General features: G+C 45.0%; 10 protein-coding genes and 1 tRNA gene. All 11 read left to right on the top strand.

Annotated elements, in window-relative coordinates; translation table 11 throughout:
* Positions 1-180: 180 nt before the first annotated feature.
* The 11 genes from mdh to T426_RS0113355 all read left to right on the top strand — a co-directional run bounded on the left by mdh (position 181) and on the right by T426_RS0113355 (position 12,786).
* Positions 181-1,116, top strand: coding sequence for a malate dehydrogenase (gene mdh, locus T426_RS0113405; RefSeq protein ID WP_025863179.1), 936 nt, complete (start codon positions 181-183; stop codon positions 1,114-1,116).
* Between the two features lie 16 nt (positions 1,117-1,132).
* Positions 1,133-1,618 (top strand): retropepsin-like aspartic protease, encoded by a 486-nt coding sequence (locus tag T426_RS0113400; RefSeq protein WP_025863180.1) that lies wholly within the window; start codon positions 1,133-1,135, stop codon positions 1,616-1,618.
* 151 nt (positions 1,619-1,769) lie between these two features.
* Positions 1,770-4,787 (top strand): protein translocase subunit SecDF, encoded by a 3,018-nt coding sequence (gene secDF, locus T426_RS0113395; RefSeq protein WP_027585833.1) that lies wholly within the window; start codon positions 1,770-1,772, stop codon positions 4,785-4,787.
* 141 nt (positions 4,788-4,928) lie between these two features.
* Positions 4,929-5,207 carry a Sec-independent protein translocase subunit TatA/TatB gene (locus tag T426_RS23720; protein ID WP_025863181.1) on the top strand — a complete coding sequence of 93 codons (279 nt, stop codon included), beginning with the start codon at positions 4,929-4,931 and terminating at the stop codon, positions 5,205-5,207.
* Positions 5,208-5,345: 138 nt separating this feature from the next.
* Positions 5,346-6,332: a calcium/sodium antiporter gene (locus T426_RS0113385; protein WP_025863182.1), complete on the top strand. Its 987-nt coding sequence runs from the start codon at positions 5,346-5,348 to the stop codon at positions 6,330-6,332.
* 78 nt (positions 6,333-6,410) lie between these two features.
* Positions 6,411-7,082, top strand: a complete 672-nt coding sequence (locus T426_RS0113380; RefSeq protein WP_234406396.1) for an ABC transporter ATP-binding protein — start codon at positions 6,411-6,413, stop codon at positions 7,080-7,082.
* Between the two features lie 5 nt (positions 7,083-7,087).
* Positions 7,088-7,855 carry a TIGR02757 family protein gene (locus T426_RS0113375; RefSeq protein WP_027585832.1) on the top strand — a complete coding sequence of 256 codons (768 nt, stop codon included), beginning with the start codon at positions 7,088-7,090 and terminating at the stop codon, positions 7,853-7,855.
* Between the two features lie 4 nt (positions 7,856-7,859).
* The gene (locus T426_RS0113370; RefSeq protein ID WP_025863184.1) at positions 7,860-8,570 is read left to right on the top strand and encodes a tRNA1(Val) (adenine(37)-N6)-methyltransferase; all 711 of its coding nucleotides are present in this window, start codon (positions 7,860-7,862) and stop codon (positions 8,568-8,570) included.
* Positions 8,571-8,642: 72 nt separating this feature from the next.
* Entirely contained in the window at positions 8,643-9,827 is a 1,185-nt protein-coding gene (locus tag T426_RS0113365; RefSeq protein WP_025863185.1) for an Lnb N-terminal periplasmic domain-containing protein, read from the top strand.
* Between the two features lie 182 nt (positions 9,828-10,009).
* Complete coding sequence (gene mutS, locus T426_RS0113360; protein WP_036984234.1) at positions 10,010-12,589, top strand: DNA mismatch repair protein MutS; 2,580 nt, start codon at positions 10,010-10,012, stop codon at positions 12,587-12,589.
* 124 nt (positions 12,590-12,713) lie between these two features.
* Positions 12,714-12,786 (top strand) — tRNA-Gly (locus T426_RS0113355).
* Positions 12,787-12,789: the final 3 nt, after the last annotated feature.

Genomic DNA, 12,789 nt, shown 5'->3' with positions numbered 1-12,789 from the left:
TAAGCGAGGGGATGAATGAAATATGTGGATTTACCTGTAATGCAGCCATGTTATACCCTTTTAGATTTTCGAAAGCCTTGCAAAAATACTTTTGATTACATCCTATTCTGGTTATATTTGTTTGCTTTTTAGAAAAAGTATAGAAACTGATTGATAACTGAATTCTTAATTGCAAGGTTTATGAAAGTTACTGTAGTAGGTGCAGGAAATGTTGGTGCAACTTGCGCCGATGTATTAGCTTACCGCGAAGTGGTAAACGAAGTAATTCTGGTCGATATTAAAGAGGGATTGGCAGAAGGTAAAGCCCTCGATATTTGGGAAAAAGCTCCCATCAATGTATATGATACCCGCACGGTAGGTGTATCAAACGATTATTCAAAAACAGCTGGTTCGGATGTTGTGGTTATTACGTCAGGACTTCCGCGGAAACCCGGAATGAGCCGCGATGACTTGATTGAGACCAACGCAGGTATCGTGAAATCGGTTACCGAGAATGTGATTAAGCATTCGCCGGAAGCCATTGTTATTATTGTATCCAACCCATTGGATGTAATGACTTATCAGGCACACCTGTCGTCGAAATTCCCACGCTCGAGGGTGATGGGAATGGCTGGTATTCTTGATACTGCCCGTTATCGTGCATTCCTGGCTGAAGCATTGAGTGTTTCACCGAAGGAGATTCAGGCAGTGTTGATGGGCGGTCATGGTGATACCATGGTTCCGCTGCCACGTTATACTACGGTTGCTGGTATTCCGGTTACCGAACTGATTGATGAAGAGAAACTGGAAGCCATTGTATCGCGTACAAAAACCGGTGGTGGCGAGTTGGTGAAATTGATGGGTACCTCGGCATGGTATGCTCCGGGTGCTGCAGCAGCTCAAATGGTTGAAGCCATCGTGAAAGATCAGCGTCGTGTATTCCCGGTATGTGTGAGACTGGAAGGCGAGTACGGTATCGACAATTGCTACCTGGGGGTACCGGTTATTTTGGGTAAAAACGGTATCGAGAAAGTAATTGAGCTTGAACTGAACGAAGATGAAATGGCTCTGTTGAAAGAGAGTGAAGGTCATGTTCGCGAAGTAATGAGCGTACTCGACAAATTGAATAGCAAGTAATCAATACTTCATTATAATGGGAGGGGAACTGAAACAGGTTCCCCTTTTTTATGCCTCCATTATGGAAATTATTATCCCGATTGAACTGTGTGAACTGGAAACCGGAACGTACCATCCGTTGGTGAAAGCCCGGTTCGGAAACGAGTATGTTGGATGGTGGGTAATCGATTCCGGCGCATCGAAATCGGTTTTCGACAAAAGTATGGCTGAGCATTATCAACCCGATGAAAACCCTGTAAAGCAGGCAACTGGTTTGGGCAAGGATTTGGTGGAAACCGCTTCTGGTGAAATTGGTGAATTGTGGCTGGGACAGTTCAATTTCGGCTCGTTGACGATTGCGCTAATCGATCTGTCACACATTAATCAGGAGTATGCAAGATTCTCAGACAAACAAATTGTGGGACTGCTCGGCTCTGACTTCCTCATTCGGTACAAAGCAATCATCGATTATGGTCAACAACAACTCCTATTGAAACTGCCCGATGAGGTGGAGTTTGCATAACATTCTCTCGTATGTGTTGCGAGGCATCTGACATGACGGGCATTGCTCCGGTGAAAACCATTGTATTCAGAAAAAAATAAATATCTTTGCGTGCTAAGCTGAAAACGTATAGAATTGTCAAATTACATAGGAAAATTAAACTGATATCCCAATGCAGAATAAAGGATTGATAAGGCTTTTCGCAATCCTGCTAGCCTTAATTTGTGTTTACCAGCTAACCTTTACTTTCAAGGCCAAACAGGTCGAGAAAGATGCTCTGGAGTACGCAAACGGTAATCCTCAACGTGAAACGTATTATCTCGATTCAGTTGCAGGACAGCCCGTATTTAATTTCCTGGGAATTCGTAAATATACTTACCGTGAAGTGAAAGAATACGAGATGAACCTCGGTCTGGACCTGAAAGGTGGTATGAACGTAACCCTCGAAATTTCGGTTCCGGATTTGATTCGCTCGCTGGCTAATTACAGTAAAGATTCAACATTTAATGCTGCGCTGAAACAGGCGATCGAACGTCAGAAGAACAGCCAGGAAGATTTTGTAACCCTGTTTGGTCAGGCTTTCGAGCAAATTGATCCAAATGGTCGCCTGGCTGCCATATTTAATACGGTTGACTTGCGCGATAAGGTGAATTACAATTCGACTAACGCACAGGTATTGCAGGTTATCAGGAAAGAGACGGATGGTGCCATCGATAATGCCTTTAATATTCTTCGTAATCGTATCGACCGTTTTGGTGTGGCTCAGCCTAACATTCAGCAATTGCAGACCAAAGGTCGTATCCTTATCGAATTGCCGGGTGTAAAAGATGCTGACCGTGTCCGGAAGCTGCTGGAAGGAACTGCCAAGTTGGAGTTCTGGGAAACCTGGGAAAACAGTGATGTTTATCCTTACCTGCTGAAAGCAAACCAGCGTTTGCGTGAAATGAATGAAACCGGTGAGAATACGGTTGATAAGGCTGCTAAGAAAACAACAGAAACAGCTGAAGTAAAACCGGAAGGAAAAACAGCTGAAGCGAAGAAAGATACTACTGGTACCGGTCTGTTGAATGAGTTGGATAAAGCACAAACCAAAGATTCGCTTGCTGCTGGTTCGACTGCTGATATCGCGAAAAACTTTCCACTCTTTTCTGTATTGTCGCCCAATACTTCACGCGACGGACAGTTGTTTCGTGGTCCGGTGGTTGGCTACTCGCATTTTAAAGATACAGCCCGGGTTGACCAATATCTGAAAATGCCGCAGATTCGTTCCATCTTCCCGCGTAACATGATATTCCGCTGGACATCCAAGCCGATGGATAAGAAAGGCGATTATTATCAGTTGATTGCGCTGAAGGTCACGAACCGTGATGGTAAAGCGCCGCTCACCGGAGATGCTGTTACTGATGCACGTCAGGAATTCGGTCAAAACCGTGCAACCAGCGAGGTATCCATGACCATGAACAGTGAAGGAGCTAAAACCTGGGCCCGTCTAACCCGCGAAAATGTTGGTAAGTCCATTGCCATTGTTCTTGACGGCCTGGTTCAATCATTCCCGACTGTGCAGGGTGAGATTACTGGAGGTCGTTCATCCATTACCGGAAATTTCTCGGTAAATGAGGCGAAAGACCTTGCAAACATGCTGAAGTCAGGTAAAATGCCTGCTCCGGCTCACATCGTTCAGGAAGAAATTGTAGGACCGACACTGGGTAAAGAATCGATTCGCAGCGGTATGTGGTCGTTCGTGATTGCCTTTGTGCTCATCCTTATTTATATGTTGTTCTTCTATAGTGGAAGCGCTGGAATGGTAGCCAACGTAGCACTTGTGGCGAACCTCTTTTATATTATTGGTATTCTGGCATCATTGGGGGCTGTGCTTACCCTGCCGGGAATCGCGGGTATCGTATTAACCATCGGTATGTCGGTAGATGCGAACGTGCTGATTTATGAACGTGTTCAGGAAGAGCTAAAAGCTGGTAAGGGGATGAAACTGGCCATCCAGGATGGTTATCGGAATGCTTATTCGGCCATCATCGACGGACAGGTAACTACGTTGCTTACCGGTGTGGTTCTGTACATGTTTGGTTCTGGTCCGATTAAAGGTTTTGCGACTACACTTATCATAGGTATTCTGACTTCCATGTTTACCGCGATTTTCATTACCCGCCTGATATTTGAAAGATGGTTGGCAAAGGATCGCAAAATCAGTTTTGTCTCGAGATTTACAGCTGGCTGGCTGCGCAATGCAGCTATCAAGTTCCTGGATAAACGGAAGATTTTCTACATGGTTTCAGGAACCATGATTACAATAGCTCTTCTGGCCTTGATATTTAAAGGCTTGAATTACGGAATTGACTTTAAAGGAGGTCGTACTTATGTTGTTCGTTTCGAGCAACCGGTTCCCGTACAGAAAGTGATGAATTCATTGACTCCTGAGTTTGGTTCGGCGCCTGAAGTGAAAACTTTCGGTGGTGACAACCAGTTACGCATAACAACCGATTATCGTATCGATGAGGATGGAAATAATGTGGATTCAGATATCGAAGCCAAATTGTACGATGGGATAAAACAGTACTTACCAGCCAATACATCTGAGAAGGAATTCCTCTCCGATTACCGGATGAGTTCGCAAAAAGTGGGACCGACCATTTCGGATGATATCCGGAAAGATGCATTGATATCCATCTTCTTTGCACTGGTAATCATCTTCCTTTATATTTTGATTCGGTTCCGGCAGTGGCAATACTCGCTTGGTGCAATTGTGGCATTGGCGCACGATACCTTCATCGTTGTTGGAATGTTTGCCTTATTTGACGGCTGGTTCTCATTCTCGCTGGAGGTCGACCAGGCCTTTATTGCGGCCATTCTAACGGTACTTGGTTACTCCATAAACGATACGGTGGTTGTATTTGACCGTATCCGTGAGTACCTCCATTTGCATCCGAAGAAGGACCGTAAGGAAATGATGGATTCAGCCATCAACAGTACACTGCGTCGTACATTCAGTACGTCACTGTCAACCTTTGTGGTACTGCTGGCCATCTTCCTGTTCGGTGGAACGTCCATTAAAGGATTTACCTTTGCCTTGATGATGGGTGTGGTTGTCGGTACCTATTCTTCGATTTTCATCGCTACACCGATTGTTTACGATACAGTCAATAGAGTGAAGGAAAGAGTTACCAAGAAGAAATAATCTGAATAACAAAGATATTTTCTAAATGAATGCCCGGTCGCTTTTTAGCAACCGGGCATTTTTTATGGTGTAACTTTAAAATCTGATGTAGGGCGATGACAATTGCCGGATGAATGTTATATTTGTTCAAAATCAATTACTATGGGGAATGTGTTGCTCTTTGTGAGTGGTTCAGAGTTGGTTCTGGTCTTATTACTGGCGCTGCTGTTTTTCGGGGCGAACAGTATTCCTGAAATTGCCCGTACGCTGGGTAAAGGGATGCGCGAGTTTAAAAAAGCGACAAGTGATATTCAGAAAGAGTTTGAAAATCATACCTCAGACTTGAAAAAGGACGTCAACAATTTTACCGATTCGGTAAACAGCGAATCCAATAAGCTGAGCAGAAAGATTGAGGAAGAGCTTGAGGATAAAAAACAATGATGCGACACATCGGTAAACCCTAAAGTGTCGGCGTTTGTTGTGTTTAATATAGATGGATCTCTTTTCGCCACGAGGTGAAAGGAGGTTTTTATTTTATAGAAAAGAATTGGAAAAAAATATTACCGTTAACTACCCTGTGTGGAATATCTGAAATTACTAGGTGGCTTAATTCTTTTACTTGCCGGTGGAGATTTGCTGGTACGGGGAGGGGTGAGTCTTGCCCGCCATTTTAAAGTTTCGACCCTTGTTATTGGAATCACGGTTGTAGCCTTTGGAACGTCGGCTCCCGAGTTCATCGTAAGCCTGGACGCTGCGATTTCGGGGCACCCTGAAATTTCTATCGGAAATGTGGTGGGTTCCAATATTGCCAATATCGCTTTGGTACTCGGATTGACTGCCACGTTGATGGCGATGCCGGTTAAGCGGGAAACGATACGTTTTGCCTGGCCGGTTATGTTTGTTGCCAGCGTTGTGTTTTATTTTTTTATATCGGATGGAAAGGTGGAACGGGTCGAAGGAATCGTCTTTTTTGTCGCTTTGCTTTGGTTTGTTTGGAAAAGTTTCCAGCGTTCGCGGCGACAGAAAGAAGCTCATGAGATACTTCCACCGCGTTATTCTATCACCGTCAGTTTCTTTATTATTGCTCTTTCTGTAGGAATTTTGGCATTTGGCTCACGTATCCTGATTGATGGTGCTTCGACCATTGCCCGAAGCCTGGGAATTACCGAGCGAATTATTTCCATAACGATCGTTGCATTTGGAACCAGTCTTCCGGAGCTTGCTGCATCGGTTATGGCCGCGCTAAAAAAAGAAGCTGATATATCTATCGGCAACATCATTGGGTCCAATATTTTCAATCTGTTTGGTGTCATCGGGCTTACTGCGGCCATTCATCCTATTCCGGTAGATTTTACGGCATTCCGGTTTGATACTATTTGGATGCTGGGATTTGCCCTCGCTTTATTCTTGTTTGTTATTCCTTTACGGGAGAATATGGTAGCTCTGCGCGAGTCGGGTTGGCATAAATTTTCTGTGCTTGGGAATCTCGATGGAGGGAGGTTGTTGCGTATTGAGGGGTTTTTACTCTTCGTATTTTACGTTGTTTATGTGGTTTCCATCATTTGAGTTTCCGATAAGAAAGGAGAGCGGCATTTATTTTTTCGGTACTTTTAGCTAACCTGAAATGGCAGTGACAGTAAAAAAATGAGTAAAAAGAATATCATATTACAGGCAACCAATATCACCAAATCGTTTGGCGATTTACAGGTGTTGAAAAGTGTATCGCTGGAAGTTTACCAGGGTGAAGTTGTATCGATCGTTGGTGCCAGTGGTGCTGGAAAAACCACTTTACTACAAATCCTGGGAACTTTGGGAAAGCCTGACAGCGGCAAAGTTCAGATCAATAAAAAGGAAGTATTTAAAATGGGAGAGCGGGAACTTTCCCGGTTCCGGAATAGTGAAATTGGTTTTGTTTTTCAGTTTCATCATTTGTTACCGGAATTTACTGCCTTCGAAAATGTCTGTATTCCCGGGTATATTTCGAAGCGCGACAGGAAAGAGGTAGAAGCGAAGGCGCAGGAACTGCTCGAAAGTCTCGATCTGAAAGATCGGTTTCATCATAAGCCATCGGAGTTATCGGGCGGCGAAAAGCAGCGTGTGGCGGTAGCGCGAGCGCTGATCAACGACCCATCGGTGATATTAGCCGACGAACCTTCCGGAAACCTCGACTCGCGTAACCAGGAAGATCTGTTCACCCTGTTTTTTAAGTTGAAGGAAAAGTTTCAGCAGACCTTCATCATTGTTACCCACGACGAACATTTTGCCAAAACCACCGACCGGATGTTGCGCATTCGCGATGGTGTGATTGAGAATTAGAACGCATGACCGACCAGGAACTGAAAAGCTTTCTCGACGAAAAATACCTTTTATATAACCAGCCCCGGTTCATTGAAACCGATCCCATCTCTATTCCGCGACTTTTTTCCCGTAAGGAGGACATAGAAATTGCAGGATTTCTGGCTGCGACCATTGCCTGGGGGCAGCGCCCCACCATTATTCGCAATGCGCATAGGCTGATGGATTGGATGGGATACCGCCCGTTTGAGTTTGTCACTCAGGGTGATGTGGAAAAGTTTGATCGTTTTGGTGACTTTGTACACCGGACTTTTAATGGAATTGATTGCCGCTATTTTCTTCTTGCCTTACGGGAAATTTATCGAAACGAGGATGGTTTGGAAGCTTTATTTACAGAAGGGTTTCAACATAGTGGAAGTATGATGGAGGGGATTTTCCGTTTCCGCGAAAAGTTTTTGAGTTACCAGCCGGAGATCCGCACGCAGAAGCACGTAGCCAACCCGATGAAAGGTTCGTCAGCCAAGCGTATCAACATGTTTTTGCGGTGGATGGTAAGGGATAACCAAACAGGGGTTGATTTTGGTTTGTGGAAAGATATCCCGGCTTCGGCCCTGATGATGCCATTGGACGTTCATTCAGGTAATGTAGCACGAAAGCTGGGCTTGTTAAAACGAAAACAGAACGATTGGAAAGCGGTGGATGAATTAACTTCCCGTCTTCGGGATTTCGATTCGGAAGATCCGGTTAAATACGATTTTGCCCTGTTCGGATTGGGCGTTTTTGAGAAATTCTAAACCAATGGAATCAAAGTCATTTACCTTTAAGCAGTTTGAAATCAAACAGGAAAAGGCGGCCATGAAGGTTGGAACCGACGGTGTTCTGCTCGGTGCGTGGGCTGATGTAGCCGGGGCTAAAACCATTCTGGATGTGGGAGCCGGAACAGGGTTGGTAGCGCTTATGCTTGCACAGCGTTCGGAAGCCATCGTCGATGCGGTGGAGATTGAACCTGTCACATTTTGTGAAGCCAATCAGAATGTGGTAGCTTCACCCTGGGCTGATCGCGTAACCGTCTTTCACTCTTCATTTCAGGAGTTTGTTGAAGAAATGCCGGACCAGTATGATTTAATTGTAAGCAATCCGCCCTATTTTGCCAATTCGCTTGCATCACCCGATAAGAATCGCACTGTCGCCCGTCACGATCAGCATTTGTCCTTTTCCGAATTGATTGAAGGCGCAACGAAGAAGCTTTCGCCGGAAGGCCGCTTTTGTGTTATTATCCCATTCGCTGCATATGATGAGTTCAGGGAAACCGCTCGTTTGAACGGCTTTTATTTGATAAAAGTGGTCAATGTGATTCCCCGCGAAGGCAAACCAGCCAATCGTGTTTTGCTGGAATTCAGCAAGAAGCCGGATGATCGCCAGGTGAGTGAATTATGTATCCGGGATGCGGATGGAAACTACACCGAGGCGTATCGTATACTGACAAAAGACTATTATTTAAAACTTTAAAACTGGAAATACCGGACAATTTTCCGGCGGTTTTTTATTTTTAGCCATCAAAAATATTTTCATCCCTGCATTATGAGTCGAAAGTTATTGCTTCTCCTGTTGTTTTTTACGCTGTCTGTTCAGGCATCGCGTGCCCTTCAGTTATCTCCAACTGCCCGTATTTCTCTTTTGACCTGTGAACCCGGAAACGAAATCTATTCCTATTTTGGCCATACAGCCTTGCGGGTGCACGATCCGGCCAATAAAATTGACCTGGTGTTCAACTATGGTGTATTCAGTTTCGATGCTCCGAATTTCGTTTATCGCTTTGCCAAGGGAGAAACGGATTACATGCTGGCGGTGCAGTATTTTTCCGATTTTATGCAGGAGTACATCTATTATAAAAGAAGTGTGTATGAACAGGAAATTGATTTGACACCGGATGAAAGGCAGCATCTTTTCGATTTGCTGGTTGAAAATGCCAAACCGGAAAATCGGGTTTACCGGTACAACTTCTTTTTTGACAATTGTGCAACACGTATTCGCGACAGGGTGGAAGAAGTGTTGAATAATAAAATTATTTGGGCAAAGGAAACAGAAAAGCCGGTCACTTTCCGAAATTTACTCGACCGGTACGTACCCGGAAATACCTGGGCAGGGGTTGGAATAAAAATGGCGTTAGGCGTTCCGGCTGATAAACAGATTACCTATTATCAGAAGATGTTTCTGCCCGACTACCTTTCGAAGGATTTTGCTGAGGCAAAAGTCCCCAGAGATTCGGTCGATGCTCAACTGTGTTTACCGCGAACTACTATTTATGAAGCTCCTCCGAAGAAATTCAAGCCGGAATTATGGTCGCCGGTCAATGTGATTTGGACTTTCTTTATTCTCGTCCTTGCATTATCGGTTTGGCAGTATCGGAAAAAGAAAGCCGGTATTTGGCTTGGTTTTATTATTTATCTCCTTTTTGGAATTGCCGGACTTGTACTGGCTTTCCTGACATTTGTTTCCACACATCCGGCAACAGGTTGGAACCTGAACCTTATTTGGGCGCTACCCACACATTTTTTGTTTGCCTTTATATTGCTGATAAAACCAATGCGTGAAAAAATAAAGGGATATCACTGGTTTACCGCCGGCCTGTTGGTATTGTTCCTGGTAAGTATGCCCTTGTTGCCGCAAACGTTTCACTGGCTGGTTATTCCGCTTTCGCTGATATTGTTAATGCGTTCGGGGAAGCATGTACTGGAGGACATCCGTTTACGGAAAAATAAATAGAGTTGACAATATTTTTTAGATAGGCAAAACAAGTGTTGCAGACCGCTTGTTGAAAACTTCCGGTTACGGGAAAACAGGACGCTTTTCCAGCCGTTGGATTGTTCCTATATTTGTTTTCGCAGATTGTTAAAACCTGAATTCCTTTGGCAAAAAGCACAAAAAAATACGTCGAAACCCCGTTGATGAAGCAATATTACAGCGTCAAGTCGAAACATCCCGACGCTGTATTACTGTTTCGTGTGGGAGACTTTTACGAAACATTCGGTGAAGACGCCATTAAAGCGGCCGAAATTTTGGGCATTACCTTAACCCGTCGGGCTAACGGCTCGGCGAGCTATGTGGAACTGGCCGGATTTCCGTATCATGCCTTAGATACATACTTGCCTAAGCTTGTCAGGGCCGGGCAACGGGTGGCCATTTGTGAGCAACTCGAAGATCCGAAAACCACAAAGAAAATTGTCAAGCGTGGAATTACCGAGTTGGTAACTCCGGGAGTTTCCATTAATGATAACATTCTGGAGCACCGCGAAAATAATTTTCTGGCCTCGCTGCACATCGACAAGCAGATGGCAGGCGTAGCGTTTCTCGATATTTCCACCGGCGAATTCATGACTGCCGAAGGAAACTTTGAGTATGTGGATAAGTTGCTGAACAGTTTTCAGCCCAAAGAGGTGTTATTCCAGAAGGGAAAGGAAAAGCTTTTCAAGGAAACGTTCGGGCATAATTTCTATACATACACCCTCGACGACTGGGTTTATACTGAAGATACTGCCTTTGACAGGCTGACACGACATTTTGAGACCAAAACGCTGAAGGGTTTTGGTGTACATGGGCTACAACTGGGAATTATTGCTTCGGGCGCTATTTTGCAGTACCTCGATTTTACGCAACACCACCAGTTAAAGCATATTACCGGCTTATCGCGCATCGAGGAAGATCGGTATGTCTGGCTCGACCGGTTTACCATTCGTAACCTGGAACTTTTTTCGGCGATAAACGAAGGTGCGAAAACACTGGTACAAGTTATCGATCGGACCATTTCGCCGATGGGTGCCCGTTTACTAAAACGGTGGGTGGCGCTTCCGCTGAAAGAAATCAAGCGCATTAATGAGCGGCTCGATGTGGTGGAGCACTTCGTCTCTCATCCGGGCTTGAAGGAGGAGCTGGAAGATTCGCTGCGGCAAATTGGTGATCTGGAGCGCATCATTTCCAAAGTGGCTACCGGCCGTATCAATCCGCGCGAAGTGGTTCACTTGAAGAATTCGCTTGCTGCCATTGAGCCGATTAAAACTGCCTGTGACCAATCGGGAAACGATAGTTTGCAAAGGTATGCCGAACAACTGAATCCATGTACGTCAATCAAAGAGCGCATTGACAAAGAACTGGTGCCGGAACCTCCTACGCAAATTGGGAAAGGACGGGTACTTGCTGATGGTATTTCGGAAGAACTGGATGAACTGAGAGGAATCGCCTTTTCGGGAAAAGATTACCTGAAGAAGATTGTTGACCGGGAGATTGAACGGACCGGTATTACTTCGCTGAAGATCGGTTTCAATAACGTATTCGGTTACTACATCGAAGTTCGAAATACGCATAAAGATAAAGTTCCGCCGGAGTGGATTCGCAAACAAACGCTGGTTAGTGCAGAGCGGTACATTACCGAGGAACTGAAAGAGTATGAAACAAAAATTCTGGGAGCAGAAGAACGAATACTGGAGCTGGAATCGAAACTTTTTTCCGATCTGGTCTTTTCCATTTCCGATTATATCCAGGCCATTCAGCTCGATGCGGTCATTCTCGCCCGGATTGATTGTTTGCTTTCGTTTGGAACCATCGCAGAAGAGAACAACTATAAACGGCCGGAAGTAAACGATTCGATGATCATCGATATTAAGGACGGACGTCATCCGGTGATTGAACAGCAACTTCCAATAGGTGAGAGCTACATTACCAATGATGTTTACCTGGATAACGACGAACAGCAGGTCATCATCATCACGGGACCGAATATGGCCGGTAAATCGGCATTGCTACGACAAACCGCGTTGATTGTGCTGATGTCCCAGATGGGAAGTTTTGTTCCGGCGGAAGCTGCCAAAATAGGCTTTGTCGACAAAATCTTTACGCGAGTCGGCGCTTCGGACAATATTTCGCTGGGCGAATCGACCTTCATGGTAGAAATGAATGAAGCGGCCAGTATACTGAACAACCTTTCGGAGCGGAGCCTTATTCTGCTTGACGAGTTGGGACGTGGTACCAGTACCTATGATGGAATTTCCATCGCCTGGTCGATTGTGGAGTATATTCATGAACATCCGAAATTCCGTGCCAAAACCCTGTTTGCCACGCATTACCATGAATTGAACGAAATGGAAAAATCGTTTAATCGGGTACGAAATTATAATGTGACGGTGAAGGAAGTCGGAAATAAAGTCATCTTTCTGCGTAAGCTAATTAGGGGGGGAAGCAACCATAGCTTCGGTATTCACGTGGCCCGGATGGCTGGTATGCCGCCAAGTGTGGTGAAGCGTGCCGATGATATTCTGAAGCAGCTGGAGGAAAACAACCGAAAGGAGTATCCGGCCAAACCTGTTGGCGAAATAGCGGGAAACCGGGAGGGTTTACAGCTCAGTTTTTTTCAGTTAGACGACCCGGTACTCAAACAGATTCGTGACGAAATTGCCAGTCTGGATATTAATAACCTGACGCCAATGGAGGCATTAAACAAGCTGAATGAAATCAAAAAAATTGCCGGACAATAACTTTCGGCAGAAAGGAACGCTGTTTAACGAAAAAACGGAGATAAAATCAATTTGATTTTTCAGCGTAAGGAAAAATGTTTTTATATTTGCGTCCGCTATCGCAGGATTTAGGTGGAAGCAACATGCGGGAATAGCTCAGTTGGTAGAGCATAACCTTGCCAAGGTTAGGGTCGCGAGTTCGAGTCTCGTTTCCCGCTCAG

Origin of the sequence: Prolixibacter bellariivorans ATCC BAA-1284, assembly GCF_000621705.1 — a bacterium.
In the GTDB taxonomy this organism is placed as follows: domain Bacteria; phylum Bacteroidota; class Bacteroidia; order Bacteroidales; family Prolixibacteraceae; genus Prolixibacter; species Prolixibacter bellariivorans.
The sequence above is the reverse complement of the archived record's forward strand: the minus strand, read 5'-3'. Positions and strand labels throughout refer to the sequence as shown.

Bases quoted from the DNA above. Each gene is read 5' to 3' on its own strand.
- T426_RS0113365 (WP_025863185.1), top strand. From the start codon at position 8,643: ATGAGTCGAAAGTTATTGCTTCTCCTGTTGTTTTTTACGCTGTCTGTT.
- T426_RS23720 (WP_025863181.1), top strand. From the start codon at position 4,929: ATGGGGAATGTGTTGCTCTTTGTGAGTGGTTCAGAGTTGGTTCTGGTC.
- mdh (WP_025863179.1), top strand. From the start codon at position 181: ATGAAAGTTACTGTAGTAGGTGCAGGAAATGTTGGTGCAACTTGCGCC.
- T426_RS0113370 (WP_025863184.1), top strand. From the start codon at position 7,860: ATGGAATCAAAGTCATTTACCTTTAAGCAGTTTGAAATCAAACAGGAA.
- mutS (WP_036984234.1), top strand. From the start codon at position 10,010: ATGAAGCAATATTACAGCGTCAAGTCGAAACATCCCGACGCTGTATTA.
- T426_RS0113380 (WP_234406396.1), top strand. From the start codon at position 6,411: ATGAGTAAAAAGAATATCATATTACAGGCAACCAATATCACCAAATCG.
- T426_RS0113375 (WP_027585832.1), top strand. From the start codon at position 7,088: ATGACCGACCAGGAACTGAAAAGCTTTCTCGACGAAAAATACCTTTTA.
- T426_RS0113400 (WP_025863180.1), top strand. From the start codon at position 1,133: ATGGGAGGGGAACTGAAACAGGTTCCCCTTTTTTATGCCTCCATTATG.
- secDF (WP_027585833.1), top strand. From the start codon at position 1,770: ATGCAGAATAAAGGATTGATAAGGCTTTTCGCAATCCTGCTAGCCTTA.